Below are 25,861 nucleotides of genomic sequence, written 5' to 3'. Positions count from 1 at the left end.
ATTTGCGATGCAGCAGTTAGCCAGTTACTTATCCGGCGCCTGGCAGACCGGCCGGGGCCGCGCCCGTACTATCCATCACGCCATCACCGGCGCGGCGCTTTGGGAGGTGACCAGTGAAGGCCTGGATATGGCGCAGGCGCGCCGCTTCGCGATTGAACGCGGTGGCAAAGCCCTGCAGGCGATGACCTTTATTGAACGCAGCGCGATGCTGAAAGCGGTAGCAAAACGGTTGCTGGAGCAGAAAGACGAGTTCTACGCCATCTCCGCGCAAACCGGCGCCACTCGCGCCGACAGTTGGGTGGATATTGAAGGCGGTATCGGTACTTTGTTCACTTATGCCGGGCTCGGTAGCCGCGAACTGCCGGACGATATTCTGTGGCCGGAAGACGAGCTGATCCCGCTCTCCAAACAGGGCGGTTTTGCCGCGCGTCATGTGCTGACATCAAAATCAGGCGTCGCCGTCCATATCAACGCCTTCAACTTCCCCTGCTGGGGAATGCTGGAAAAACTGGCGCCGACCTGGCTTGCCGGCATGCCGGCTATCATTAAACCGGCAACCGCTACCGCCCAGCTCACCCAGGCAATGGTGAAAGCGATTGTCGACAGCGGCCTGGTGCCGGAAGGCGCCATCAGCCTGATTTGCGGCGGCGCGAGCGATCTTCTCGACCATCTCGATAGCCAGGATGTGGTGACCTTTACCGGCTCAGCCGCCACCGGCCAGCAGCTACGGACGCACCCTAACCTGGTGGCCAAATCTATTCCCTTTACCATGGAAGCAGATTCGCTCAACTGCTGCGTATTAGGTGAAGACGTCACGCCGGAGCAACCGGAATTCGCGCTGTTTATTCGGGAAGTGGTCCGCGAGATGACGGCGAAAGCCGGGCAAAAATGTACCGCTATCCGCAGAATCATCGTGCCACTGGCTCAGATTAATGCGGTTAGCGATGCACTGATCTCCCGCCTGCATAAAGTAACCGTCGGTGACCCTGCTCAGGAGGGCATTAAGATGGGGGCCCTGGTTAATCGCGAACAGCGTCAGGATGTGCAGGATAACGTCAATAAACTGATTGCCGCCGGCTGTGAAGCGCTGCTCGGCGGACAGGCAGATCTTAATGCTGATGGCGCGTTCTTCCCGCCGACCCTGCTGTACTGCCCGCAGCCGGATGAAACGCCAGAGGTTCACGCCATTGAAGCCTTTGGCCCGGTAGCGACGCTGATGCCGTATCGCGACCGCCAGCATGCGCTCACGCTGGCACGCGCCGGCGGCGGTAGCCTGGCTGGTACGCTGGTCACCGCCAACGGCGAGCTGGCGCGCGAGTTTATCCTTGGCGCCGCGCGCGCGCATGGCCGTATTCAGATACTGAATGAAGCATCCTCCGTAGAATCAACCGGCCACGGTTCGCCGCTGCCGCAGCTGGTACACGGCGGCCCCGGCCGTGCTGGCGGCGGAGAAGAGCTCGGCGGACTGCGTTCGGTGAAACACTATATGCAGCGTACCGCGATTCAGGGCAGCCCAACGATGCTGGCGACCATAAGCCAGCAGTGGGTGCGCGGCGCTCAGGTGAATGAAGACCGCATTCATCCGTTCCGTAAATACTTCGAAGAGATCCAGCCTGGCGATAGCTTATTAACCCCGCGCCGAACGCTGACCGAAGCGGATATCGTTAATTTCGCCTGCCTGAGCGGCGATCATTTCTACGCGCACATGGACAAAATCGCCGCCGCTGAGTCGATTTTCGGCGAGCGGGTGGTCCACGGTTATTTCCTGATCTCCGCTGCGGCCGGGCTGTTCGTCGATGCCGGCGTCGGGCCGGTTATCGCCAACTACGGCATGGAAAACCTGCGCTTTATTGAGCCGGTCAAACCGGGAGACACCATTCAGGTTCGCCTGACCTGTAAGCGGAAAACGGTCAAACGTCAGCGCAGCGCCGATGAGAAAGCCACCGGCGTGGTGGAATGGGCTGTCGAGATTTTCAACCAGCACCAGCAGGCGGTGGCGCTGTATTCCATTCTAACCCTGGTGGCGCGCCAGCAGGGAGACTTCCCGGCGTAGTCAACACGCACCACCCACGCGCTTAATGCCTCTACGGAGGCATTTTTTACGTCCGTCTGGCAAAACTGACAAACAAGCTGGCAAAAGCAAACAAACGTTCCCGGGCGGCAGACTGCTAGGGTAAGCGTAACAAAGCCGACATTCGCAGCGGCAACAACACAACAATAAGATGAGGTCACAATGGCAAACGGCTTGATGTTTTCCCCTCGTAAAACCGCGCTGGCGCTGGCTGTCGCGGTGGTTTGCGCCTGGCAATCACCGGTCTTCGCTCACGGTAGCGAAGCGCACATGGTGCCGTTGGATAAAACGCTGCAGGCGTTCGGCGCCGATGTGCAGTGGGATGACTACGCGCAAATGTTCACCCTGATAAAAGACGGCGCTTACGTCAAAGTAAAACCCGGCGCCAAAACGGCGATCGTCAACGGTAAACCCCTTGATCTACAGGTGCCGGTAGTAATGAAGGAAGGTAAAGCCTGGGTCTCCGATACCTTTATCAACGATGTATTCCAGTCCGGTCTCGATCAGACCTTCCAGGTAGAAAAACGCCCTCACCCGCTAAACTCCCTCTCGGCGGCGGAAATCGGTGAAGCAGTGACCATTGTCAAAGCCGCGCCGGAGTTCCAGCCGAATACCCGCTTTACTGAGATTTCCTTACACGAGCCGGATAAAGCGGCGGTATGGGCCTTTGCCCTGGAGGGAACGCCCGTTGATTCCCCCCGCACCGCCGATGTGGTGATGCTCGATGGCAAACATGTCATTGAAGCCGTCGTCGATCTGCAAAACAAAAAAATCCTCTCATGGACGCCGATTAAAGGCGCCCACGGGATGGTGCTGCTCGATGACTTCGTCAGCGTGCAGAACATTATCAATGCCAGCAGCGAGTTCGCTGAGGTGCTGAAAAAGCACGGTATTGCCGATCCCAGTAAAGTGGTCACCACCCCGCTCACCGTCGGCTACTTTGATGGCAAAGATGGCCTGCAACAGGATGCGCGTCTGCTGAAAGTCGTCAGTTATCTGGATACCGGCGACGGCAACTACTGGGCGCACCCGATTGAAAACCTGGTGGCGGTGGTCGACCTTGAAGCGAAGAAAATCATCAAAATCGAAGAAGGCCCGGTGATCCCGGTCCCAATGGAACCCCGACCTTATGATGGCCGCGACCGCAACGCCCCGGCGGTGAAACCGCTGGAGATAACCGAACCGGAAGGCAAAAACTACACGATCACCGGCGATACCATTCACTGGCGGAACTGGGATTTTCATCTGCGCCTGAACTCGCGCGTCGGGCCCATTCTCTCGACGGTGACTTACAACGATAACGGCACAAAACGCCAGGTGATGTATGAAGGTTCCCTCGGCGGGATGATCGTCCCCTACGGCGACCCTGACGTCGGCTGGTATTTCAAAGCCTATCTGGACTCCGGCGATTACGGCATGGGCACCCTAACATCGCCGATTGTTCGCGGTAAAGATGCGCCGTCAAATGCGGTACTGCTGGACGAAACTATCGCTGATTACACCGGCAAACCGACCACTATTCCAGGCGCGGTCGCCATATTCGAACGCTATGCCGGGCCGGAGTATAAGCACCTGGAAATGGGCAAGCCCAACGTCAGCACCGAGCGCCGGGAACTGGTGGTGCGCTGGATCAGTACCGTCGGGAACTATGATTATATCTTTGACTGGGTGTTCCACGACAACGGCACCATCGGTATCGATGCCGGCGCCACCGGCATTGAAGCCGTTAAAGGCGTGAAGGCGAAGACCATGCACGACCCCAGCGCCAAAGAGGATACCCGCTACGGGACGCTGATCGACCATAATATTGTCGGCACCACCCACCAGCATATTTATAATTTCCGCCTCGATCTCGACGTGGACGGCGAAAACAACACCCTGGTGGCGATGGATCCTGAAGTGAAGCCAAACACCGCCGGCGGCCCGCGCACCAGCACCATGCAGGTGAATCAGTACACAATCGATAGCGAGCAGAAAGCGGCGCAGAAATTCGACCCGGGCACCATTCGCCTGCTGAGCAACACCAGCAAAGAGAACCGCATGGGTAACCCGGTCTCTTACCAGATTATCCCTTATGCCGGCGGCACGCATCCGGCGGCGACCGGCGCCAGGTTCGCCCCGGACGAGTGGATATATCATCGTCTGAGCTTTATGGATAAACAGCTGTGGGTGACGCGTTACCACCCGACAGAGCGTTATCCGGAAGGGAAATATCCCAACCGTTCCGCCCAGGATACCGGCTTAGGGCAGTACGCGAAGGATGATGAGTCGCTGACTAACCACGACGACGTCGTGTGGATCACGACCGGCACCACCCACGTCGCGCGCGCCGAAGAGTGGCCAATTATGCCGACCGAGTGGGCGCACGCGCTGCTCAAGCCGTGGAACTTCTTTGACGAAACCCCAACGCTTGGCGAGAAGAAAAAGTAATCTTAGCCCGCGGTGAAATCGAGCAGGATTTTACCGCCTCTTCCCGGCTGGCCTGCGGCGGCAATCGCCTCACGCCAGTCGCACAGCTTTATCACCTGCGCGGCGGGCTGCGCCGTGGTCGGCAGCTGTCGCCAGATCCCGGCAAACGCCGCCTGCCACGCATCAACGCTGAGTGTCGGTAAGGCCTCCCGCAGATGAAATTTGCGTACCGCTGCGCAGCCTCGCGTCTGGGTGAGCGGTTTACCGGATAATAACCCGTAAGAGACCAGCGTTGACGTCTGCGGCAGTACCACCAGCAGAAAATTCGCCAGCTCACCGCCCACCGCATCAAACACCAGATCGCTGTACTGGCTTACTTGTTCAACCAGCGCTCTATCGCCTTCAAGTAGCGGGTAGACGCCATATTGCTGTAAGCGCGCGATGTGCTGCGGCGAACGAATAATACCGCTGACCGAACGCGCGCCCATGGCTAGCGCCCACTGTCCCAGCAGGCTGGCGCAGGACGATGAAGCGGCGGTCAAAAGCACCTGTTTCCCCGCTACCGGCCAGCGCGTGAGCATCAGCATCGCGGTCAGCGGATTGATATAGCCGCGCGCGGCCAGGATGTCATCGATATCTTCAGCGACCGGCACCAGCCAGCGCGGGTCAATATCGAGATAACGCTGCCAGGTTCCGGCGCCGCGTAGCGGCAGAACCCGTTGCCCCAGAAGTGGGCGACCGTTTGTCGAGTCTTCAACTACCACCCCAACACCTTCATAGCCCGCCACCGATGGCAGCGTCGTACGATGGCGGTAAGCGCCGGTAATGGGAATCAGATCGGAAGGGTTGACCGGCGCATAGCGCATTTGTACCCGAACAAGTCCGGGTGCCAGCGGCGGCAACGGCAGGTGATGCAGCGCGAGCACCGTTTCCGGCGCGCCGTACTGCTGATAGCAAAGCGCATCATTCCACATAGCGGGGCAACATCAGAAAAAAAGAGCGCCGATCATAGCAAATCAGCGCTCAGGGGGAAGAGGTATGTGCGCCTTCTCCGGGCTACCAAATCGCACAGCGCTGTAGATACTGTTATCGATTTGCAACTGTTTTGGTCCGGGAAAAACAGTTGTTTTTTATTATTTCAGAGCACATTGCGCTCCCGAAATGTCTTCTGCGTTATGTCTATCATGGCGCAGGGAGCGCACAAAGGGCGGCCAGTCGCCGCCGCCCTCTGTACTCCCGGGCTCTGGCCGCCAAAATCGCCACTTCGTGGTGCCTTCGACTTATCCCTGCAGGCTTCGGGTCGGGCCGAGGCAGCGTCCGTGCAAAACACGGCCCTCAGCCCGCATCCATGCGGGCTGCCCCGGCCTTCCGGGAACGTCTCAGCGATTTTGAGGCCACCAACACCGGCAGTTTCAGTCAGCATGGTGAATAAATTAAAGGCAGGCCGCACGAACCGTAGGTCGGATAAGCGTAGCGCCATCCGACAAAAAATCAGTAGCGCACGCACACCGATTTGGTTTCGCACCAGTCGTCCAGCCAGTCCGGACCAAAATCGCGCCCAGTACCGGACTGCTTCATTCCGCCGAACGGCAGGTTGGCATCAATCAGCGTATGGCTGTTAACCCATACCGTACCGGCCTGCAGGCGATCGGTATAGTTCAGCGCCTGGGTCAGGTCGCGGGTCCAGACGCTGGCGGTGAGGCCAAAATCACTGTCGTTGGCTAAACGTAGCGCCTCTTCGCCATCGGCGACGCGCACCAGGTTTACCACCGGGCCGAACACCTCTTCGCGATTCAGGCGCAGCCCGGCATCCGGATTAATCACCAGCGTCGGCGCAATATAAAAACCGTTGCCATTTGGCCCAACGTTACCGCTAATCAGCTCGGCGTTTTGTTGACGCGCTTCATCCAGATAAGCGGCCACTTTGGCGCAGTGCGCCTGCGACACCACCGGGTTAATCTGCGTCGTTTCAACCATTCCCGGCCCCACCTGCAGCGACTTAACCGCCTGCTCAAAGCCTGCCACCAGGTTATCAAACAGCGGCGCTTCTATATAGATCCGCGAACTGGCGGCGCATACCTGCCCCTGATTGAGGAAACTTCCGGTCATCAACCCTTCAATCACCCACTGCGGATCGGCATCTTTCAGCACAATGGCCGGGTTTTTGCCGCCGAGCTCAAGGGTTACGCGGGTCAGACGGTCAGCTGCCGCGCGGGCAATATGCTTGCCGGTGGCGGTCGAACCGGTGAAACTCACTTTCGCCACCTGCGGATGGGTGGTTAAGGCGGCGCCGCACTCGCCGCCGCTGCCGGTGACGACGTTAAAGACGCCATCCGGGATCCCGGCTTCCGTTGCCAGCTCTGCTACCCGTAGCAACGTTAACGGCGTCGTCTCGGAGGGTTTAATCACAATTGAACAGCCGGAAGCCAGCGCCGGCATCACCTTCCACATGCCGATCATCAGCGGGAAGTTCCACGGAACAATCCCCGCCACTACCCCAACCGGCTCTTTACGGGTCCACGCCTGATAGCGCGCGCCTTCCGGGAACGGAATGGAAACGTCCAGCGTACGGCCGCTGATTTTGGTGGTCAGCCCGGCGGTGTAGCGCATCCAGTTGAGGGTGCAACCGACTTCAAACGCGCGCGAAATATTGATCGACTTCCCCTGTTCAAGGGTTTCGAGCTGCGCTAGCTCTTCACCATGCTGTTCCACCAGATCGGCGAAACGCAGCAGGATCCGCTCGCGGTCGGCCGGCGTGCGCCCGGCCCAGCTCCGGGCGACAAAAGCGCGCCAGGCGGACATCACCGCGCGGTCAACGTCGGCGGCATTAGCATCTGCCGTAGTGGCAATCGCCTGGCCGGTGGCCGGGTCCCAGACGGTTAAGCGTTTTTCACTCTGCGCCGCCTGCTGGTTGCCATCAATATATAAGCCATGCTGTCTGTCGAGAAACTGCTGTACGCTGGCGAGCAGCGCGACCTGTGATGTGGACATGCGACTTCCTTATTGTTCGCGGATAAGTGAACACAGTCTAGGACGGGTCAGCCATTTGCGCTTTTTTCTCTGTGACAATCGTTGTTGCCGCTGTGACAGGTCCCGCAATTAAGCACCCAGAAAGGCGGTGAAATGTGCCGCAGGTAATAGTTCTTTCATATACTCCACGCTGCGCTCTTGCCACTCACAGCATAAATGCAACAATGCAGAAACATCATTATTACAAGGTGCAGACAATGGCGACGGTAGAAAGCGGGCAGGACTATCAGCGTTGGTTAGCGAAGATTAATCAGGTATGCGGCCATTTTGCCGCCCGTCCGCTGGGCGACGAATTCCATGGCGAGATTGATGCAAGCTATACCGGTAGTCTCAAAGTCAGTACCGTCACCGCCCGCGGCGTCAATCTTTACCGCACCCGTAACGAAATCAAACGCGACAACGACGCCTGGTTCTATACCGTTTTTCAGCTCGAAGGCCAGGCGGCTATCGAGCAGGACGATCGCCAGGTGGCGCTCGAAGCCGGCGATATCACGCTCATTGATGCCTCGCGCCCCTGTTCTATCTTCTGGCAACACACGTCAAAACAGGCTTCGCTGCTGCTGCCCCGCCAGCTCGTGGAAAGCCAGCTGCACGGCGGCGACATCAGCATCGCCACCCGGCTGAATAAAACGCTGCCGATGGTCCAGCTCAGCCAGCGGTTGCTGCAAGAAAGTTTACGCAGCCCGGCGCTCTCAGAAAGCGAAGGCGAAGCGGCGCTGGAGGCTATCATCTGCCTGTTACGCCCAATGCTGCTGCAACAGGACGCGCCGCCGACGCGCCGCGACAAGCAATTTCAAAAGATCATGGCGTTGATAGATGAGTCGATACAGTCGGAACAGCTGCGTCCGGAGTGGCTGGCCGGGGAAACCGGCATGTCGGTACGCAGCCTGTACCGCCTGTTTGCCGATAAGGGTCTGGTGGTCGCGCAGTATATTAAAAACCGGCGTCTTGACCTGTGCGCCCGGGCGTTACAAAACGCGCACGATGAAGAGAAACTGGCGGGAATTGGCTACAGCTGGGGCTTTAGCGACCATAGCCATTTTTCAACGGCGTTTAAGCAGCGCTTCGGCGTGTCGCCTGGCGAATACCGCAAGCGCTATCGTTAACTATTTGCGCAACCATTTACCGTTAATCCCCTGCACATATTCTCCCGGCTGTGCGCGGGCGACCAGTTTCTGTCCGGCCATTTTCGCCACCTCATCAACCGGCAGATTATTGTCGTCCGCCAGTTGCTGGTAGCTTTCGCTGCGCGCGGCATTAATCTGTTTAACTAGCGCCAACGTCTGCGCATCCTGTTTCAGCGGCGCCAGATAGCCGTTCAGCGTCTCCCCCACTCGACCCTGCGCCCGCGCCTCATTCAAGGTCAGCGCCAGCGCCGGGCTACTCAACAGCATTAACGCCAGGGTGGCAGTCAGCAGTCGTTTTCTCATTATCGCCTCAGAACAGATCGCTACGTGACTTCAGCAAATTTTCGACATCCTTATCCACCTTAATATGAATCTCATGCTCAATTTTGACATTCATATTGATGGTGATCGGCTCCTTGGACGCGGCGATTTCAATACGCGGCGTACAGCCTGCCAGCAGCAGGGTCGCCAGCGCCGCGGCGAACAGTTTTATCATTTTGGTTCCTTACATGTATCCGTACAGCGCGGGGCGGGCAGTTTTGCATTCTGCTCAAGCCATGCCTGCAAATTATCGCCGAAGCGCAAGCTGCGCCACAGATCGAAAATATTCTCTTCATGGGTATAGTTTAAATGCACGGTGCTGCTTTTTCCGTCCACCCGGCTGGTGCCGCTAATCGCCGCGCTCATCGTCAGCTTGCCGAGATTATCAAGGTTGATGCGCGTCCATGATTTCGAGACTTCCATGTAGCGTAGCCAGTTAATTGCCGCGCCGGCGGAGACGTTATCGGCCACCAACGCATCGGCGGTGTCTTTATCCAGCCGCAGGGTCATCGGGCCGGGGTTGCTAAACCAGCCGTCTTTAATGATCCATTTATCGTTGTTCAGCCATAACGGTAACGCGCCGTTAAACGCGCCAGAGACCGCAAATTGTTTTACTTTGATGGCGCTTATCAACTCACTGCTGGAGATATTCTGCAGACGCAGCAGCGCCGGTTGATGCTGCGGCATCCTTAGCTGCTGCATGGACAGCTTGCCGCCAAGGATATCAACATTAACGTTGCTCAATTCCAGCGGATCCTGCTCGCTCCAGGGCCATGTTCCCTGGAGATCGGCACTCAGGTTTTTGGCGGTGAACTGGTTGACGATTTCGCCAATACGCAGTGAAACCGGACGGCGGGTACCGAGCTGCCAGCTCCCGCCGCTGAAACGGAATGGCAGAACAAAGTCGACGCCGTTGATCTGGTTGTCCGGCATCCAGGCGCTACCGCCTTTTAAGACGCCATGGCCCCCGGCCTCAAAGCCCTGCCCGGCTGCCGCGGAGAACGCCACCTGCGCATACATATCACCTTCACGCAGGGTCATTTTCCAGTCCGGCGGAATCAGCGGCTGGAATACGCTTAGCGCCTGTTTCGGCCACCATGCCTGGCCACGCAAGCGTTCGCCGTCCCAACGGCCGGTCAGACGAATCGGGCCGATTTTCTCCGCGTGCAATGAGCCGTTAAACAGGAACCAGGTCGGATCGCGGCCATCAATATTGAATTTGAGCGTTGACGGCGGCAGAACGCTGCCGCCGCTGAAGGTGGTTTTACCGGCATCCAGCGACAACGTGCCGCTGAATTTTGGATGCTGTTCATTGCGCAGCCAGTGAATGGGTTTATCGAGGGTCAGGCGCGGCGTGCTGACCAGCATGGTGCCGTACTGTAGCTTATCGAACCCGGTCGACAGGCTGTTAAGAATAATGGCGTTATCCCGCCACTCACCGGCGCCTTTCACATCCCAGCGCGCCTGCATCGGCGAAAAGTGACCATCGCCCCAATAACGCCACGACCAGCGACCGCGGTCGGGCATAAAATTGTCGGCCTGCCCATCCAGATGCAGGGTAAAATCGCCCATTTCCTGTTCATGGGCGCGCAGTATCGCCTGCAGGCGGCCATCCACCCCCTGCTGCGTCACTTTCACCCCCGCCAACGGCAGACGGATCTCATCGATGTTCAGCGAGTCAATCACCCGCCCGCGTGAACGCAGCAGCGCGCCGGGATGGAAAGCCAGCTCTGGCGTCATCAGCGGGCCGCTGAGTTTTGCGGGCAGCACGGCATAAAAAATCATATCGTCGAGCTTGGCTTCGCCGGTCAGGCTGAGCGGCATGTCGCTGTGGTCCATGCTTAGCTTACCTGGGCCAATATTCAGCACGGCGTTGCCTTTACCCGCTTCGCCGTGCGTTAACACGTTGAGCCGGCCGCTGATTTCCATCTCCTCGGTGCCTTTCTGCCAGTCACCAAACGAAAGCGCCACCCGCCCACTAAGCGGATAGCCGGCATACACCGCGTTCCAGCGCCCATCGCTGATGGTGATACGTTCAGGGGTGATCTCCCACGGCAGGTCGAGCATCGGCTCGACCTCACCGCGCGGCGTGACCAGCAGCTGGCCGCGGTTTTTCTGCCATTCCAGTTCCGCATCCACCAGACCCGGCGTTTGTGGGAACTCGAAGGTGCTGACCAGATGGCCATCGACCGGTAGACCATCCGGCACCAGCGGCATTTCGAATTCACCGACCAGCTTAACCGGCGCCTGATCGTCCACCAGCCGCGCGCTGAAATTGCTGACCGTTAAGGTCTGGCCGCGCAGTTTCGCCTGTAACGTGACCTCTTTGCCTGAATAACCGATATCCTGCTGCCCAGGCGTCAACGACATCACCAGTTTCCCCTGCCATTTTTCCCACGGCGACAGGCGCAGATTGTCGATAGTTAACCAACTATAAGGCAGCATCGATTGCCACTCGGCGAGAGTTCGCGGCGCGCCGGAGAGCGGCTCGCTGGCGGGGATCTTAGCCAGGCAGGCGCTATTGATATCCAGTTCACTCAGGTGTAGCCGCCAGCGGCTGGGACGGGTAAGGCGCGCGTTGCTGACACGAGCAATTTCACAATCGCCCACCAGGTAGCGTAAATCGGGGATAATCAACGAGGAGCGCGTCAGGCGCGGACTTTCGCCAAGCGAGATACGCGTGCCGACCGGCAGCCAGATACCCGCCAGCGTCGGAACCCAATGCGTTAATGTGGCCAGCAGGGCCAACGGCAGCAAAATTAGAGCTAATAACAGCGCAAGAGCGGCTTTATATTTACCCTTCATGGGCAGTCAAATCCTGATTCTAAGTAAAAGCCGATAGGCGCCTATTGTGGCACGTTCGACCCGCGAGTGAAAGTTAACGTCCTGATTAAGGATAGTCGCACTCATTTCTGCTGAATAACTATTTAGACTTCGTTTAAATTGTGCCTGCGACACTTGGAAAAACAGGTAATAAGGAGCCGTTATTCCGTGGAGCTCATTATCTCGCTGATCGAACACGCCCAGAGCCATTATTCATTGGTATTACTGATTGTTTTTCTGCTGACCTTCAGTAAATCCTGCGCCCTCATCTCTTTTGTGATCCCCGGTACCTCGGGTTTGCTGGTGCTCGGAGCCCTTGCCTCAACCAGCATCGGTCATTTCCTGTTAATGTGGCTAAGCGCCAGCCTGGGCGCAATCGGCGGATTCTGGCTCTCATGGCAAATTGGCCGGCGCTATCAGCATCATCTGCAACGCCTGCGCTGGCTCAGCGCCGAACGCGTGCTGCGTAGCCAGCTATTCCTGCGCCGTCACGGCGGTTGGGCGGTGTTCTTCGGCCGTTTTCTGTCGCCGCTGCGCGCAACGTTACCGCTGGTCACCGGCGCCAGCGGTACACCGCTATGGCGTTTCCAGGTAGCCAATGTGGCATCAGGGTTACTCTGGCCATTTATCCTGCTGGCGCCGGGGGCATTCAGCCTCAGTTTTTGGTGAAACGTATTGTCTTTTAAAGAGATTTCTTAAGACTGCGATATGCTCTAGAATTAATATCATAACCTGATGATTAAACTAATTTTTAATATTTGTAAGATTATTTTAATTATGCTACCGTGACGGTATTATCACTAGAGGAAAGCCTTATGAAAATCGCTGTTTATAGTACCAAGCAGTACGATAAAAAGTATCTGCAGCATGTTAACGACGCATACGGCTTTGAACTGGAATTTTTCGACTTCCTGCTGACCGAGAAGACCGCGAAAACGGCCAACGGCTGTGAAGCGGTATGTATCTTCGTTAATGACGACGGCAGCCGCCCGGTGCTGGAAGAGCTAAAAGCCCACGGCGTGAAATACATCGCGCTGCGCTGCGCCGGCTTTAACAACGTCGATCTTGATGCGGCTAAAGAGCTGGGCCTGCGCGTCGTGCGCGTCCCGGCCTACTCGCCGGAAGCCGTTGCTGAACACGCCATCGGTATGATGATGTCGTTGAACCGTCGCATTCACCGCGCCTATCAGCGTACCCGCGATGCCAACTTCTCGCTGGAAGGGCTGACCGGCTTCACCATGTACGGTAAAACCGCAGGGGTGATCGGCACCGGTAAAATCGGCGTCGCGACGCTGCGGATCCTCAAGGGTTTCGGTATGCGCCTGCTGGCGTTTGATCCCTACCCGAGCGCGGCGGCGCTGGATCTCGGCGTTGAATATGTCGACCTGCCGACGCTGTACGCGCAGTCCGACGTCATCTCCCTGCACTGCCCGCTTACCAACGAAAACTATCACCTGCTCAACCAGGCGGCATTCGATCAGATGAAAGACGGCGTGATGGTCATTAATACCAGCCGCGGCGCGCTAATAGATTCACAAGCGGCTATCGACGCGCTGAAGCACCAGAAAATCGGCGCGCTGGGAATGGACGTGTATGAAAATGAACGCGATCTGTTCTTTGAAGATAAATCGAATGATGTCATCCAGGATGACGTGTTCCGCCGGCTCTCCGCCTGCCACAACGTCCTGTTTACCGGGCACCAGGCATTCCTGACGGCTGAGGCGCTGATCGGTATTTCCGAGACAACGCTTGGCAATCTGCAGCAGGTAGCTAAGGGCGAAACCTGCCCGAACGCGCTGGTCTAAGCTTCTTTCCCCTTTTGTGCTCCCCGCTAACGGGGGGCACATTCAGACAATCCCCACAGATCCTGCCTGCATTACAGTTACACTGTTTTTCGTTTTATTGATATGACAAATGTTTTGGAGTTCGAATGAATAAGTTTGCTGCACTGCTGGCGGCGGGCATGCTGCTATCGGGCTGCGTATACAACAGCAAAGTTTCTACCAACGCCGAACAACTACAACATCACCGTTTTGTGCTGACCAGCGTTAACGGCCAGGCGCTACCGGCAAGCCAGACGCCGCCGCCGGAAATTAGCTTCGGCGAAAAAATGTATGTGTCAGGCACGATGTGCAACGGCTTCAGCGGCGAGGGCAAGCTGTCAGACGGCGAGCTAAAAGTTGAACAGCTGGCGATGACGCGTAAGCTGTGCGCGGATCCACAACGGAACGCGCTGGATAATACCCTCAGCAAAATGCTGCGCGATGGCGCGCAGGTCGATCTGACGGAGAATCAGCTCACGCTGGCGACCGCCGACCAATCGCTGGTATATAAACTCGCCGATTTAATGTAACCACACGCCTTGCGTATTAGTAGTTTCCGCAGCTTCCGCCCGCTAAGGCCTGCTCGCTGCAGCGTTTACCGTTCGGTAGCGCGCACATGCCAATAGCGGTGCCATCAAGCTGGCGGGCAACCGATAATGAACCGCCAACCATCGCGCAATTCGCCTGGCCGCTGTCGCTCATCGCCGCGCGCATGCCGGGCGGTACGTGTGCCGCGGTGGCTTGTTGCACCGGCTCGTTACTACAAGCCGACAGTAATAACGCCGCACATCCCACTAAAAACGCAGCTCGCATCCTCTCCCCCTTCAGAAACATCTTAGAATAAACAAACTCAAGAATAATAGGCAGCGCAGCGCCTGCCGTCGAGAGGCGAAATACGTATTTATGCGCCTCATTAACATTTTCTAGCAAATTTTCCGCTTAAAGCTTGATCTCGACAGGCAAAGCGCCGCAGCAGCGCGGCTTTCATTCCAGCGCTAAATATTTTCCCGACGAAAAAATCACGCTTGCAGCGATCGGGTTTCATAGTTTGCGAATGGTGATTGCGGTGCCGGGTGCCTCCCGGTGAATTAGCCAGTTCGAACTAATTCGCGTGCTAATTTTCGCCAACAGGAGACTGAACTGAACGCTCCGCCGCAGAGGGGAATTCACCGCAGCAAATAAATAGCACGCGATTACCGGTTGGCTAAAAGCTATTAAATTTAAAAATAGATTTTGCTTTGTTTAAGCAGTGCAGCGTAGGTATCCGTCAACACCTTCTTCGGCCCTTAACCAGTCACATTTTTGTTTTTCCGCCAAAAAATTGATCCAAACATAGATAAGGACATTCCCAAGGACACAAATGCGAAAATGGCCGCGGCGGGCGTTTGCTAAAATGAAAGCATAATTACAGGACTCGTCGCCGTTTCACGGGTCCCTTCTTTTTGCGCAATGTAAGGGTGTCTTCTTATGATTACGATTGACGGTAATGGCGCGGTCGCTTCAGTCGCGTTTCGCACGAGTGAAGTTATCGCCATCTACCCGATTACGCCCAGTTCAACGATGGCGGAGCAGGCTGACGCCTGGTCTGGCGATGGGCTGAAAAACGTCTGGGGCGATGTCCCCCGCGTGGTCGAGATGCAGTCGGAAGCCGGGGCTATCGGCGCCGTGCACGGCGCGCTGCAGACCGGCGCCCTTTCCACTTCCTTTACGTCATCGCAGGGCCTGCTGCTGATGATCCCGACGCTGTATAAATTGGCCGGCCAGTTGATGCCATTTGTCCTGCACGTAGCCGCCCGCACCGTGGCTACCCACGCCCTGTCAATTTTCGGCGATCATTCCGACGTGATGGCCGTGCGCCAGACCGGCTGCGCGATGCTCTGCGCCAGCAGCGTCCAGGAAGCGCAGGACTTCGCGCTGATTTCCCATATCGCCACGCTGCAAAGCCGGGTGCCGTTTATCCATTTTTTTGATGGTTTCCGCACCTCGCACGAAATCAACAAAATCGCGCCGCTGGCGGATGACACCATTCGTTCCCTGCTGCCGCAGAATAAAATCGCCGAGCATCGCCAACGCGCCCTTAACCCGGAGCATCCGGTCATTCGCGGCACCTCCGCCAATCCGGACACTTATTTCCAGTCCCGTGAAGCGACCAACCCGTGGTACGACGCGGTATACGAACACGTTGAAACGGCGATGAATGATTTCGCCGCCGCCACCGGTCGCCAGTACAAACCGTTCGAATTTTACGGTCACCCGCAGGCGGAACGGGTAATTGTCATCATGGGGTCCGCTATCGGCACCTGTGAAGAGGTCGTGGATGAACTGCTGAGCCGTGGGGAAAAAGTCGGCGTGCTGAAAGTTCGCCTCTATCGCCCGTTCTCCGCCACGCATCTGCTGCAGGCGCTACCGGAGAGCGCCCGCGCGGTTGCCGTACTGGATCGCACCAAAGAACCTGGCGCGCTTGCCGAACCGTTGTATCTCGACGTGATGACCGCGCTGGCGGAAGCCTTCAACCGCGGCGAGCGCGAAACACTACCACGTACTATCGGCGGCCGCTATGGTCTCTCGTCCAAAGAGTTTGGCCCGGAATGCGTGCTGGCCATCTTTAATGAATTACAGGCCGCACAGCCAAAACCCCGCTTTACCGTGGGCATTTATGATGATGTGACTAACCTTTCGCTGCCGCTGGCGGAAAATACGCTACCGGCGGAAGCGAAGCTGGAAGCGCTGTTTTACGGCCTCGGTAGCGACGGTAGCGTCTCGGCGACCAAGAACAATATCAAGATTATTGGCAACTCCACGCCGTGGTTCTCACAAGGCTATTTTGTCTATGATTCGAAGAAGGCCGGCGGCCTGACCGTCTCGCACCTACGCGTCAGCGAAAAACCGATCCGCTCGTCGTATCTGATCTCGCAGGCCGATTTCGTCGGCTGCCACCAACTGCAGTTTATCGATAAATATCAGATGGTAGAGCGGTTGAAGCCCGGCGGCATTTTCCTGCTCAATACCCCCTACAGCGCTGATGAGGTATGGTCCCGCCTGCCCCAGGAAGTACAGGCCGCGCTGAATCAAAAGCAGGCGCGCTTTTATGTCGTTAACGCGGCGAAAATCGCCCGTGAGTGCAGCCTTGGCGCGCGCATCAACACCGTTATGCAGATGGCCTTTTTCCATTTAACCCAAATCCTGCCGGGCGACAGCGCGCTGGCCGAACTACAGGGTGCGATTGCCAAAAGCTACAGCAGCAAAGGCCAGGAGCTGGTGGAACGCAACTGGCAGGCGCTGGCGCTGGCCCGCGAATCGCTGGCGGAAGTGCCGCTGCAGCCGGTTAACGCCAGCAGCCCCAACCGTCCGCCAGTGGTCTCCGATGCCGCGCCGGACTTTGTCAAAACCGTCACCGCGGCGATGCTTGCCGGCCTTGGCGATGCGCTGCCGGTCTCCGCGCTGCCGCCAGATGGTACCTGGCCCATGGGCACCACCCGTTGGGAAAAACGCAACATTGCCGAAGAGATCCCGATCTGGAAGGAAGAGCTGTGTACCCAGTGCAACCACTGCGTCGCCGCCTGTCCGCATTCGGCGATCCGCGCCAAAGTGGTCGCTCCGCAAGAGATGGAAAACGCGCCAGCCAGCCTGCACTCGCTGGATGTGAAATCCCGCGATATGCGCGGGCAGAAATACGTTCTGCAGGTCGCGCCGGAAGATTGCACCGGCTGCAACCTGTGCGTCGAAGTGTGCCCGGCGAAAGATCGCCAGAATCCGGACATCAAGGCCATCAATATGATGTCGCGCCTTGAGCACGTTGAAGAAGAGAAAGTCAATTACGACTACTTCCTCAACCTGCCGGAAATCGATCGCACCAAACTTGAGCGCATTGATATTCGCACCTCGCAGCTAATTAGCCCGCTGTTTGAATACTCTGGCGCCTGCTCGGGCTGCGGCGAAACGCCGTATATCAAACTGTTGACCCAGTTGTATGGCGATCGGATGTTGATTGCCAACGCCACCGGCTGTTCGTCCATTTACGGCGGCAACCTCCCCTCAACGCCTTATACCACTGACGCTTACGGCCGTGGTCCGGCGTGGGCCAACTCGTTGTTTGAAGATAACGCCGAATTCGGCCTGGGCTTCCGCTTAACCGTCGACCAACACCGCCAGCGCGTGATGCGGTTGTTGAGCGAATTTGCCGATAAACTCCCGGCCGAATTGAACGCCGCGCTGCATACGGAAGCGTCGCCGGAAGCGCGCCGCCAACAGGTCGCCGAGCTGCGTCAGGCGCTGACGGGGGTCGAAGGGGCCGAAGAGCTGCTCACCGATGCGGATGCGTTAGTCGAGAAATCAGTCTGGCTTATCGGCGGTGATGGCTGGGCCTATGATATTGGCTTTGGCGGTCTTGACCATGTGCTGAGCCTGACCGAAAACGTCAATATCCTGGTGCTCGATACGCAATGTTACTCCAATACCGGTGGTCAGGCATCGAAGGCGACGCCTCTCGGCGCAGTCACCAAGTTTGGCGAGCACGGCAAACGTAAGGCGCGCAAGGATCTCGGCGTAAGCATGATGATGTACGGTCATGTTTATGTGGCGCAGATTTCACTCGGCGCGCAGCTTAACCAGACGGTGAAGGCGATTCAGGAGGCGGAAGCCTATCCGGGTCCATCGTTGATAATTGCCTATAGCCCGTGTGAGGAGCACGGCTATGACCTGGCGTTGAGCCACGACCAGATGCGCCAGTTGACGGCAACCGGCTTCTGGCCGCTGTACCGCTTCGACCCGCGTCGCGCCGATGAAGGCAAGCTGCCGCTGGCGCTGGACTCGCGTCCGCCGTCGGATGCGCTGGCGGAAACGCTGCTCAACGAGCAACGCTTCCGTCGTCTGAACGCCCAGCAGCCGGAAGTCGCCGAGCAGTTGTGGAAGGACGCGGCCGCCGACCTGCAAAAACGCTATGACTTCCTGGCCCAGCTGGCAGGTAAAGCGGAGAAACCGACCACCGAAAGTTAACCCGGCTGACGGATATCTGGCGCAATAAAAAAAGCCCGAATAGTAAAACTATTCGGGCTTGTCATTTTCCGACGAATTAATCATTCGATATGAATGAGACGGCAACAATATAAATTTTAAATGACAATAAAGGCATATAACCCAGGCAGAATACGATATTCAAACGATGATGTATAATTTTTATTTTATATACATCCTCACATTATATTCATGCGGGAAATTATCATTACTGTATATTTATTTGCTTTAGAATTTACTTATATTGTAACAATTGATACTTATCATATCAGAATGCGCTCCTTTAGCATGGCCGTACTTCCACCCAGGAAGTTAAAACAAAAATAGTTAAAGGAATATCCAAATGAAAAGAAAAGCACTGGCATTGGTTATCCCGGCATTATTGGCTGCCGGCGCTGCTCACGCGGCAGAAATTTATAATAAAGATGGCAACAAATTAGATCTCTACGGCAAGGTAGACGGTTTACATTATTTCTCCAGCGACTCCAGTAAAGACGGCGATCAGACCTACCTGCGCTTCGGCTTTAAAGGTGAAACGCAAATTAACGATATGCTCACCGGCTACGGTCAGTGGGAATACAACGTTCAGGCTAACAATACTGAAAGCTCTGGCGATCAGGCATGGACTCGTCTGGCTTTCGCCGGGATCAAAGCAGGCGACTACGGTTCATTCGATTACGGCCGTAACTATGGCGTCCTGTACGACGTCGAAGCCTGGACCGATATGCTGCCGGAGTTCGGCGGCGACTCTTATACTCAGGCCGACAACTTTATGACCGGCCGCGCCAACGGTGTCGCGACCTATCGTAACAGCGATTTCTTCGGCCTGGTTAACGGCTTGAACTTCGCGCTCCAGTATCAGGGTAAAAACGAAAGTAAAGGGACTAACGAAGACGTTGGTACCAACAACCGTGGCAGCATTGACGACAATGATGTGCGCTATGACAACGGCGACGGCTACGGTCTTTCTGCTACCTATGACTTAGGCATGGGCATCAGCGCTGGCGCAGCATATACCTCATCCGATCGTACTAACGATCAAATGACCCAAACCAACGCTCATGGCGATAAAGCCGATGCCTGGACCGCCGGCCTGAAATATGACGCCAATAATATCTATCTGGCGACCATGTATTCTGAAACCCGCAATATGACACCATATGGTTCTACCAGCAGCAAAGATGGCGGTGGCGTAGCCAACAAAACCCAGAACTTTGAAGTGACCGCACAGTACCAGTTCGATTTCGGTCTGCGTCCGGCGATCTCTTATCTGCAGTCTAAGGGTAAAGATCTCTATTCTAACGGCCAGTACTCTGATAAAGACCTGGTTAAATATATGGATGTCGGCGCGACCTATTACTTCAATCGTAATATGTCCACCTACGTTGATTACAAAATCAACCTGCTCGACGGTAATGACGACTTCTATAAAGACAACGGTATTTCTACCGACAATATCGTAGCACTGGGTCTGGTATATCAGTTCTAATGCTTGCGCCCGCCGCTCGCGGCGGGCATTTCGCTTCAACCGCCAATAAAATAGCGGTTCCCGTAGCAATTTGTGATTCACGCTGTAGTAGAACCTCAATCCTGATGGCATACTGTTTTGGTGGTTATTAAAACAGGAGGTTTTATGAGTAGAATGATTCTGGTACCCATCGATATTTCTGATAAAGAATTTACTCAACGTGTGATCCGCCACGTTGAATCCGAAGCACGCGTCGATGACGCGCAGGTGCATTTCCTCACCGTTATCCCTTCGCTACCCTACTACGCCTCCCTGGGCATGGCCTATACCGCTGAACTGCCGGCTATGGATGAACTACGCGCCGAATCGGAAGCGCAGTTGCGTGAGCTGGCAAAAGGCTTCGCCATTCCGGAAGACAGAATGCATTTCCACGTTGCCGAGGGCTCGCCAAAAGATAAGATTCTGGCGCTGGCTAAATCGCTGCCCGCCGACCTGGTCATTATCGCCTCGCATCGCCCGGACATTACTACCTATCTGCTCGGCTCTAACGCCGCGGCGGTGGTGCGCCATGCCGAGTGCTCGGTGCTGGTCGTCAGGTAATCCCAAGCCCGCCGCCCGGCGGGCTTTACGCACTCGACCTTCTCAAGGGACATATTCAGTATGTCGGAGGTGCATGGTTTTTTTGCAGGAATACCTACAACCCCACCAGCAAACTCTCCCTCACAATAAGAGATCTGCTTTTCAACCTGTAATCTGAACAAGATTTTACTGCACTTGCGCACTGTGCATGAGTGCAGTAAAATGACCACATAAAGGATCAGGGAGGCTTAAATGGAATGCAGAATCACATAGGTAGCTTTCGTGATGTATGGTTGGAAGAGTTTTTTTTGCACTCGGCACCACATAAAAAAATTCCTCCAGACATACATACCACGCTAGCTCGCAAACTCGATATCATCAATGCCGCCGTTACCTATCTGGATTTACGCTCGCCACCTGGTAATAGATATGAAGAGCTAAACGGCAAATTGGAAGGTTATTCGTCAATTAGAATTAACCAGCAGTACCGCTTAATATTTAAGTGGGTGGATGGAAAAGCGGAAGACCTTTACCTGGATCCGCACAAGTACTAAATAAGGGTGCCAGTTGCAGCTGGCGCCTTTTGAAACTCAAAAACCTCAAGGAATACTATGAAACAGGCAACCAGAAAACCAACTACCGTAGGTGACATCCTGCAGTTTGAATACCTGGAGCCGCTAGATTTAAAAATCAACGAACTTGCGGAAATGATACATGTGCATCGTAATAGTGTAAGTGCATTAGTTAACAACAACCGCAAACTAACTACTGACATGGCATTTCGCCTGTCTAAAGCCTTCAATACCACCGTTGATTTCTGGCTTAACCTTCAGGCTGCTGTAGATTTGTGGGAGGTGGAGAATGACACCCGCGCGCAGGAAGAGTTTAGCCGCATTGTTCCCGCCTCGAAATTTATCGCCAGCAAAGCTGATAAGAAAGTCGCCTGATTCCCCGCGAGCCCGCTTAACTGCGGGCTTTCAAATGGCGAGCAAAAACCGTACTACTCACACAGCCGCAGAGGAAGCCGTTGGGAGGCAGCAGTAAAACGCGCTGGCATTCGGCGCAAGAATCCGTACCATACGCGGCATACTTTCGCTTGCTGGCTGCTGTCGGCTGGCGTAAACCCGTCTTTTATAGCCATTCAGATGGGGCATGAAAACGCACAGATGGTGTACGAAGTTTACAGTACATGGATTGAAGAGATGAACGGCGACCAGCTTTCAATGCTGAATTCCCGGCTTGGGCTTTAAATCATTTTGCCCCCTATATGCCCCTTTAGTTTCAGAGAACGTTAATAATGCAAGATAATCAGCAAGTTACAAAGAAAGAAAAATACAATATCGACAAACTGCAGAAACGACTGCGTCGCAATGTCGGTGAGGCGATCGCCGACTTCAACATGATTGAAGATGGCGACCGTATTATGGTCTGTCTTTCCGGCGGTAAAGACAGCTATACCATGCTGGAAATTCTGCGCAGCCTGCAAAAAAGCGCACCTATTTCTTTCTCGCTGGTGGCCGTTAACCTCGATCAGAAACAGCCGGGCTTCCCGGAGCACATTCTGCCAGCGTATCTGGAACAGCTGGGCGTTGAGTATAAGATTGTCGAAGAGAACACTTACGGCATCGTTAAAGAGAAAATCCCGGAAGGCAAAACCACTTGCTCACTGTGTTCTCGTCTGCGTCGCGGCATTCTCTACCGTACGGCGACCGAACTGGGCGCGACCAAAATCGCGCTCGGCCATCACCGCGACGATATCCTGCAGACGCTGTTCCTCAACATGTTCTACGGCGGCAAAATGAAAGGTATGCCGCCGAAGCTGATGAGCGATGACGGCAAACATATCGTTATCCGCCCGCTCGCCTACTGCCGCGAAAAAGATATCGAACGCTTCTCGCAGGCCAAAGGCTTCCCGATTATTCCTTGTAACCTGTGCGGCTCCCAGCCTAACCTGCAGCGTCAGGTGATCGCCGATATGCTGCGCGATTGGGATAAACGCTATCCTGGCCGTATCGAAACCATGTTTAGCGCAATGCAGAACGTGGTGCCGTCGCACCTGAGCGACGTCAATCTGTTTGATTTTAAATCCATCACACACGGTTCTGCGGTGGTTGACGGCGGCGATCTGGCCTTTGACCGCGAAGAGATCCCGCTGCAGCCTGCGGGCTGGCAGCCGGAAGAAGAAGACGCTCAGTTAGATGAACTGCGTCTGAATGTGGTTGAAGTAAAATAACAGGCAACACGTCTCCGGCAAGCGCCGGAGACCGTCACTTGCCGCCCTTACTTCAGCAAACGTACGCGGCAGGACTTGCCTTTGATCTTGCCGTTTTGCAGCTGCTTATACGCCTTCTGCGCCACGCCCTGACGGATAGCGACATAAACATGCGCGGGATGAACATTGATCTTACCGATATCCGCGCCATCAAACCCCATATCGCCAGTTAACGCCCCCAGCACATCGCCCGGACGCATTTTCGCCTTTTTGCCGCCATCAATACACAGGGTCGCCATTTCCGCCTGCAGCGGCGCAATATGATTACCCGCCGGCGCGTTAACCCAGTTGAGTTTGATCTGCAGCATTTCGGCAAGAATGTTAGCGCGCTGCGCCTCTTCCGGCGCGCAGAAACTAATCGCCAGGCCGCTTTCGCCTGCACGCGCGGTACGCCCGATACGGTGAACGTGAACTTCAGGATCCCACGCCAGTTCAAAGTTAACCACCAGCTCCAGCGATTTGATATCCAGGCCGCGCGCCGCCACGTCGGTGGCGGCCAGCACGCGGGCGCTACCGTTAGCAAAACGCACCAGCGTCTGATCGCGATCGCGCTGTTCCAGATCGCCATGCAGCGACAGCGCGCTCTGGCCGGCAGCGTTTAATGCATCGCACACCGCCTGACAATCACGCTTAGTATTACAAAATACCACGCAGGAAGCCGGCTGATGCTGGCTGAGCAATTTTTGCAGCAGCTTGATTTTACCGCTTTGCGAAACGTCGAAGAACTGCTGTTCAATAGACGGCAGCGCATCAACGCTATCGATTTCAATCGTCTGCGGATCCCGCTGCACCCGCCCGCTGATTGCGGCGATAGCTTCCGGCCAGGTCGCGGAGAACAGTAAGGTCTGGCGCGAAGCTGGCGCATAACGAATCACTTCATCGATGGCGTCGCTAAAGCCCATATCGAGCATCCGATCGGCTTCATCCATAACCAGCGTCTGCAACGCGTCCAGCGATACGGTCCCCTTCTGCAGGTGGTCAAGCAGGCGGCCAGGCGTGGCGACAATAATATGCGGCGCATGCTGTAAGGAATCGCGCTGGGCGCCGAAAGGCTGGCCGCCGCAGAGGGTTAATACTTTAATATTTGGCAAAAAGCGCGCCAGGCGACGCAGTTCGCCAGCAACCTGATCCGCCAGTTCGCGGGTCGGGCACAGCACCAGTGATTGGGTCTGGAACAGACCGGCATCAACGTGCTGTAGCAATCCCAGACTAAAGGCCGCCGTTTTACCGCTGCCGGTTTTCGCCTGTACGCGCACATCCTTTCCGCCCAGGATCGCAGGCAATGCGGCAGCCTGCACTGGCGTCATTGCGTGATATCCCAGTTCGTTAAGGTTGTTCAGTTGAGCTTCGGGCAAAAGGTTCAGTGTTGAAAAAGCGGTCACAATGTTTTCTCGCATTAAAGGGCGGACAATCTGCAGGCGCGTATCCTCGCAGATCTCCGCTCTTGATGCGACAATTTAATCGGGTCATCGTCCGGCGGCGGGTCGGGAAGCGGGTGCGGGCGAGGCCGCGGATCGGGCACCGGCACCGGGTCATTGGGCTCAGGGCCGATGGGTATCGACTGCAAGGACAGCGCCATGTTACGCATATTTTATCCCCTCTCTTTACAGGACTATTCTTTAAGCGTAGAAGTTAGCTGGCAGAGGGCAAAAAAAAAGCCGACTCAATGAAGTCGGCGTCGTACGAATCAATTGTGCTATGCAGTAATTCAAAAAAGGAAGTAAGACAATATGGAGCGCAACGCCCATCGCTTGACGTTGCATTCACCTGCGAGAGAGATATTGCCCTGAATGGGTAGATGGTTTATTGATTTCGCTCAAATATTGCCGGAGTTTCAGCGGCAAAATCGCCTGAAAAGACAATTTCTTACAACCATTTACTACGATGTAACCACCAGGTAACACCACCGATTAGAACAACTAACATTACGCAAAATATCGAAAAGCCAAGATGCCAGCTGTTGCCAGGAATACCGCCAAGGTTGACGCCAAACAGACCGGTCAGGAAGGTGCTGGGCAAAAAAACCATCGCCATCAATGACATCGTGTAAGTCCGCCGCGACAGCGACTCCTGCATGATCTGCGCGATTTCATCGCTCATGATTGCCGTGCGGGCAATGCAGCTGTCAATCTCGTCAAGACCGCGGCCAAGACGGTCGGCAATATCCTGCATCCGCCGACGGTGATCGTCACTCATCCACGGCAGACGCTCACTGGCAAGACGGGCGTAGACATCGCGCTGCGGAGCCATATAGCGGCGCATGACGATAAGCTGCTTTCGCAGTAGCGCCAGAAAACCGCGCGGCGGCACCTGTTGATCAAGCAGGTCATCTTCAAGGTCGATAATCCGGTCGTGCAGCTGTTCAATAAACTCGCTGGCGTGATCGGTCAACGCATCGCAAATTTCCACCAGCCAGCTGCCGCAATCCGTCGGCCCATTGCCTTCCTGCAGATCCCCCAGCACATCATCCAACGCCAGCACCTTACGCTGACGAGTGGAAACGATTAGCCGCTCGTCCATATACAGTCGCATCGCCACCAGTTGATCGGGGCGTTCATCGGTGCTGCCGTTGATACAACGCAAGGTAATCAGCGCGCCATCGCCGATGCGCGTCACGCGCGGGCGCGTGCTTTCACCGGCCAGCGCGTCGCGAACATTATTCGGTAACAACGGCGTAGCGGCTAACCAGTCGGCGCTATCGGTATGGGTATAATTAAGATGTAGCCAGCAGGGACTGCTCTTATCGATAATATCGTCATCAGCCAGCGGCTTTACGCCGCCCTGCCCGTCGAGCACCCATGCAAAGATGGCGTCCGGCACTTTCAGCTCCGAGCCCTTAATCGCGTCCACTGAACCTCCATTAATGCATGCCTGTAAAAAGCGTGAATAATCCATAAGGTACGCTATTCGGCTGCATTTCGCCTC

21 protein-coding genes and 1 pseudogene are annotated in these 25,861 nt (G+C 55.8%); 13 read left to right on the top strand and 9 right to left on the bottom strand.

All coding sequences use genetic code 11. The features are described 5' to 3' along the window. Positions 1-7 precede the first annotated feature (7 nt). Together paaZ and tynA are read left to right on the top strand one after the other, a co-directional pair. The gene (paaZ, locus tag ABLU86_RS05390) at positions 8-2,053 is read left to right on the top strand and encodes a phenylacetic acid degradation bifunctional protein PaaZ (RefSeq protein WP_047076384.1); all 2,046 of its coding nucleotides are present in this window, start codon (positions 8-10) and stop codon (positions 2,051-2,053) included. A gap of 180 nt (positions 2,054-2,233) precedes the next feature. Beyond that, complete coding sequence (gene tynA / locus ABLU86_RS05385) at positions 2,234-4,501, top strand: primary-amine oxidase (RefSeq protein ID WP_163359336.1); 2,268 nt, start codon at positions 2,234-2,236, stop codon at positions 4,499-4,501. 2 nt (positions 4,502-4,503) lie between these two features. On the opposite strand, the gene ABLU86_RS05380 is transcribed toward tynA, so the two are convergent. Then, the gene (locus ABLU86_RS05380) at positions 4,504-5,454 is read right to left on the bottom strand and encodes a zinc-dependent alcohol dehydrogenase family protein (protein ID WP_047465298.1); all 951 of its coding nucleotides are present in this window, start codon (positions 5,452-5,454) and stop codon (positions 4,504-4,506) included. A gap of 517 nt (positions 5,455-5,971) precedes the next feature. Beyond that, positions 5,972-7,471, bottom strand: a complete 1,500-nt coding sequence (locus ABLU86_RS05375; RefSeq protein ID WP_015366329.1) for an aldehyde dehydrogenase family protein — start codon at positions 7,469-7,471, stop codon at positions 5,972-5,974. Between the two features lie 236 nt (positions 7,472-7,707). On the opposite strand from ABLU86_RS05375, the gene feaR reads away from it, so the two are divergent. Further along, on the top strand, positions 7,708-8,616 hold the full coding sequence (feaR, locus tag ABLU86_RS05370) for a transcriptional regulator FeaR (RefSeq protein ID WP_020078635.1): 909 nt from the start codon (positions 7,708-7,710) through the stop codon (positions 8,614-8,616). On the opposite strand, the gene ABLU86_RS05365 is transcribed toward feaR, so the two are convergent. From ABLU86_RS05365 to ABLU86_RS05355, 3 genes are read right to left on the bottom strand one after another with little or no spacing between them, the layout of a single operon-like run. Beyond that, the gene (locus ABLU86_RS05365; RefSeq protein ID WP_015366327.1) at positions 8,617-8,940 is read right to left on the bottom strand and encodes a YdbL family protein; all 324 of its coding nucleotides are present in this window, start codon (positions 8,938-8,940) and stop codon (positions 8,617-8,619) included. Positions 8,941-8,947: 7 nt separating this feature from the next. Continuing rightward, the gene (locus ABLU86_RS05360; RefSeq protein WP_015366326.1) at positions 8,948-9,133 is read right to left on the bottom strand and encodes a YnbE family lipoprotein; all 186 of its coding nucleotides are present in this window, start codon (positions 9,131-9,133) and stop codon (positions 8,948-8,950) included. Then, positions 9,130-11,763 (bottom strand): YdbH family protein, encoded by a 2,634-nt coding sequence (locus tag ABLU86_RS05355; protein WP_045414171.1) that lies wholly within the window; start codon positions 11,761-11,763, stop codon positions 9,130-9,132. The genes ABLU86_RS05360 and ABLU86_RS05355 overlap by 4 nt, the downstream gene beginning before the upstream one ends. A gap of 186 nt (positions 11,764-11,949) precedes the next feature. Here ABLU86_RS05355 and ABLU86_RS05350 point away from each other — a divergent pair, with 186 nt between their 5' ends. The 3 genes from ABLU86_RS05350 (at position 11,950) to hslJ (ending at position 14,134) form a co-directional block, all read left to right on the top strand. Next, positions 11,950-12,450, top strand: coding sequence for a DedA family protein (locus tag ABLU86_RS05350; protein ID WP_042894585.1), 501 nt, complete (start codon positions 11,950-11,952; stop codon positions 12,448-12,450). A gap of 146 nt (positions 12,451-12,596) precedes the next feature. Beyond that, positions 12,597-13,586 carry a 2-hydroxyacid dehydrogenase gene (locus ABLU86_RS05345; protein WP_015366323.1) on the top strand — a complete coding sequence of 330 codons (990 nt, stop codon included), beginning with the start codon at positions 12,597-12,599 and terminating at the stop codon, positions 13,584-13,586. A gap of 125 nt (positions 13,587-13,711) precedes the next feature. Beyond that, positions 13,712-14,134 carry a heat shock protein HslJ gene (hslJ, locus tag ABLU86_RS05340; RefSeq protein ID WP_015366322.1) on the top strand — a complete coding sequence of 141 codons (423 nt, stop codon included), beginning with the start codon at positions 13,712-13,714 and terminating at the stop codon, positions 14,132-14,134. 16 nt (positions 14,135-14,150) lie between these two features. Here the strand turns inward: hslJ and ABLU86_RS05335 are convergent, their stop codons facing one another. Continuing rightward, positions 14,151-14,417, bottom strand: a complete 267-nt coding sequence (locus ABLU86_RS05335) for a DUF333 domain-containing protein (RefSeq protein ID WP_015705621.1) — start codon at positions 14,415-14,417, stop codon at positions 14,151-14,153. 654 nt (positions 14,418-15,071) lie between these two features. Between ABLU86_RS05335 and nifJ the strand changes: the two genes are divergently transcribed. The 7 genes and pseudogenes from nifJ (at position 15,072) to ttcA (ending at position 22,897) form a co-directional block, all read left to right on the top strand. Continuing rightward, positions 15,072-18,599, top strand: a complete 3,528-nt coding sequence (gene nifJ / locus ABLU86_RS05330; protein ID WP_348795976.1) for a pyruvate:ferredoxin (flavodoxin) oxidoreductase — start codon at positions 15,072-15,074, stop codon at positions 18,597-18,599. Between the two features lie 361 nt (positions 18,600-18,960). Continuing rightward, complete coding sequence (gene ompC / locus ABLU86_RS05325; protein WP_032714650.1) at positions 18,961-20,106, top strand: porin OmpC; 1,146 nt, start codon at positions 18,961-18,963, stop codon at positions 20,104-20,106. Positions 20,107-20,250: 144 nt separating this feature from the next. Further along, on the top strand, positions 20,251-20,685 hold the full coding sequence (uspF, locus tag ABLU86_RS05320; RefSeq protein WP_015366316.1) for a universal stress protein UspF: 435 nt from the start codon (positions 20,251-20,253) through the stop codon (positions 20,683-20,685). Between the two features lie 236 nt (positions 20,686-20,921). Next, positions 20,922-21,218, top strand: coding sequence for a type II toxin-antitoxin system RelE/ParE family toxin (locus tag ABLU86_RS05315; protein WP_042894575.1), 297 nt, complete (start codon positions 20,922-20,924; stop codon positions 21,216-21,218). Positions 21,219-21,275: 57 nt separating this feature from the next. Beyond that, the gene (locus ABLU86_RS05310; protein ID WP_032711784.1) at positions 21,276-21,611 is read left to right on the top strand and encodes a HigA family addiction module antitoxin; all 336 of its coding nucleotides are present in this window, start codon (positions 21,276-21,278) and stop codon (positions 21,609-21,611) included. Positions 21,612-21,644: 33 nt separating this feature from the next. Beyond that, positions 21,645-21,914: pseudogene (locus tag ABLU86_RS05305) on the top strand (tyrosine-type recombinase/integrase); the annotation flags it as partial. A 47-nt stretch (positions 21,915-21,961) separates the two neighbouring features. Next, the gene (ttcA, locus tag ABLU86_RS05300; RefSeq protein ID WP_032711785.1) at positions 21,962-22,897 is read left to right on the top strand and encodes a tRNA 2-thiocytidine(32) synthetase TtcA; all 936 of its coding nucleotides are present in this window, start codon (positions 21,962-21,964) and stop codon (positions 22,895-22,897) included. 47 nt (positions 22,898-22,944) lie between these two features. On the opposite strand, the gene dbpA is transcribed toward ttcA, so the two are convergent. The 3 genes from dbpA to zntB all read right to left on the bottom strand — a co-directional run bounded on the left by dbpA (position 22,945) and on the right by zntB (position 25,786). Next, entirely contained in the window at positions 22,945-24,318 is a 1,374-nt protein-coding gene (gene dbpA, locus ABLU86_RS05295; protein ID WP_063410896.1) for an ATP-dependent RNA helicase DbpA, read from the bottom strand. 14 nt (positions 24,319-24,332) lie between these two features. After that, positions 24,333-24,515 carry a hypothetical protein gene (locus tag ABLU86_RS05290; protein ID WP_071596126.1) on the bottom strand — a complete coding sequence of 61 codons (183 nt, stop codon included), beginning with the start codon at positions 24,513-24,515 and terminating at the stop codon, positions 24,333-24,335. 287 nt (positions 24,516-24,802) lie between these two features. Then, positions 24,803-25,786 carry a zinc transporter ZntB gene (gene zntB, locus ABLU86_RS05285; protein ID WP_015366313.1) on the bottom strand — a complete coding sequence of 328 codons (984 nt, stop codon included), beginning with the start codon at positions 25,784-25,786 and terminating at the stop codon, positions 24,803-24,805. Positions 25,787-25,861: the final 75 nt, after the last annotated feature.

Source organism: Klebsiella sp. JN_Kp121, assembly GCF_040062145.1.
Lineage (GTDB): Bacteria > Pseudomonadota > Gammaproteobacteria > Enterobacterales > Enterobacteriaceae > Klebsiella > Klebsiella aerogenes.
The sequence above is the reverse complement of the archived record's forward strand: the minus strand, read 5'-3'. Positions and strand labels throughout refer to the sequence as shown.

Excerpts from the sequence above, each read along its gene's own strand:
- tynA (WP_163359336.1), top strand. The coding sequence starts at position 2,234 with ATGGCAAACGGCTTGATGTTTTCCCCTCGTAAAACCGCGCTGGCGCTG.
- ABLU86_RS05335 (WP_015705621.1), bottom strand. The coding sequence starts at position 14,417 with ATGCGAGCTGCGTTTTTAGTGGGATGTGCGGCGTTATTACTGTCGGCT.
- feaR (WP_020078635.1), top strand. The coding sequence starts at position 7,708 with ATGGCGACGGTAGAAAGCGGGCAGGACTATCAGCGTTGGTTAGCGAAG.
- hslJ (WP_015366322.1), top strand. The coding sequence starts at position 13,712 with ATGAATAAGTTTGCTGCACTGCTGGCGGCGGGCATGCTGCTATCGGGC.
- ABLU86_RS05360 (WP_015366326.1), bottom strand. The coding sequence starts at position 9,133 with ATGATAAAACTGTTCGCCGCGGCGCTGGCGACCCTGCTGCTGGCAGGC.
- nifJ (WP_348795976.1), top strand. The coding sequence starts at position 15,072 with ATGATTACGATTGACGGTAATGGCGCGGTCGCTTCAGTCGCGTTTCGC.
- ABLU86_RS05290 (WP_071596126.1), bottom strand. The coding sequence starts at position 24,515 with ATGGCGCTGTCCTTGCAGTCGATACCCATCGGCCCTGAGCCCAATGAC.
- ABLU86_RS05365 (WP_015366327.1), bottom strand. The coding sequence starts at position 8,940 with ATGAGAAAACGACTGCTGACTGCCACCCTGGCGTTAATGCTGTTGAGT.
- ABLU86_RS05375 (WP_015366329.1), bottom strand. The coding sequence starts at position 7,471 with ATGTCCACATCACAGGTCGCGCTGCTCGCCAGCGTACAGCAGTTTCTC.
- ABLU86_RS05380 (WP_047465298.1), bottom strand. The coding sequence starts at position 5,454 with ATGTGGAATGATGCGCTTTGCTATCAGCAGTACGGCGCGCCGGAAACG.
- ABLU86_RS05345 (WP_015366323.1), top strand. The coding sequence starts at position 12,597 with ATGAAAATCGCTGTTTATAGTACCAAGCAGTACGATAAAAAGTATCTG.
- ABLU86_RS05310 (WP_032711784.1), top strand. The coding sequence starts at position 21,276 with ATGAAACAGGCAACCAGAAAACCAACTACCGTAGGTGACATCCTGCAG.
- ABLU86_RS05315 (WP_042894575.1), top strand. The coding sequence starts at position 20,922 with ATGCAGAATCACATAGGTAGCTTTCGTGATGTATGGTTGGAAGAGTTT.
- uspF (WP_015366316.1), top strand. The coding sequence starts at position 20,251 with ATGAGTAGAATGATTCTGGTACCCATCGATATTTCTGATAAAGAATTT.
- paaZ (WP_047076384.1), top strand. The coding sequence starts at position 8 with ATGCAGCAGTTAGCCAGTTACTTATCCGGCGCCTGGCAGACCGGCCGG.
- ABLU86_RS05355 (WP_045414171.1), bottom strand. The coding sequence starts at position 11,763 with ATGAAGGGTAAATATAAAGCCGCTCTTGCGCTGTTATTAGCTCTAATT.
- ompC (WP_032714650.1), top strand. The coding sequence starts at position 18,961 with ATGAAAAGAAAAGCACTGGCATTGGTTATCCCGGCATTATTGGCTGCC.
- ttcA (WP_032711785.1), top strand. The coding sequence starts at position 21,962 with ATGCAAGATAATCAGCAAGTTACAAAGAAAGAAAAATACAATATCGAC.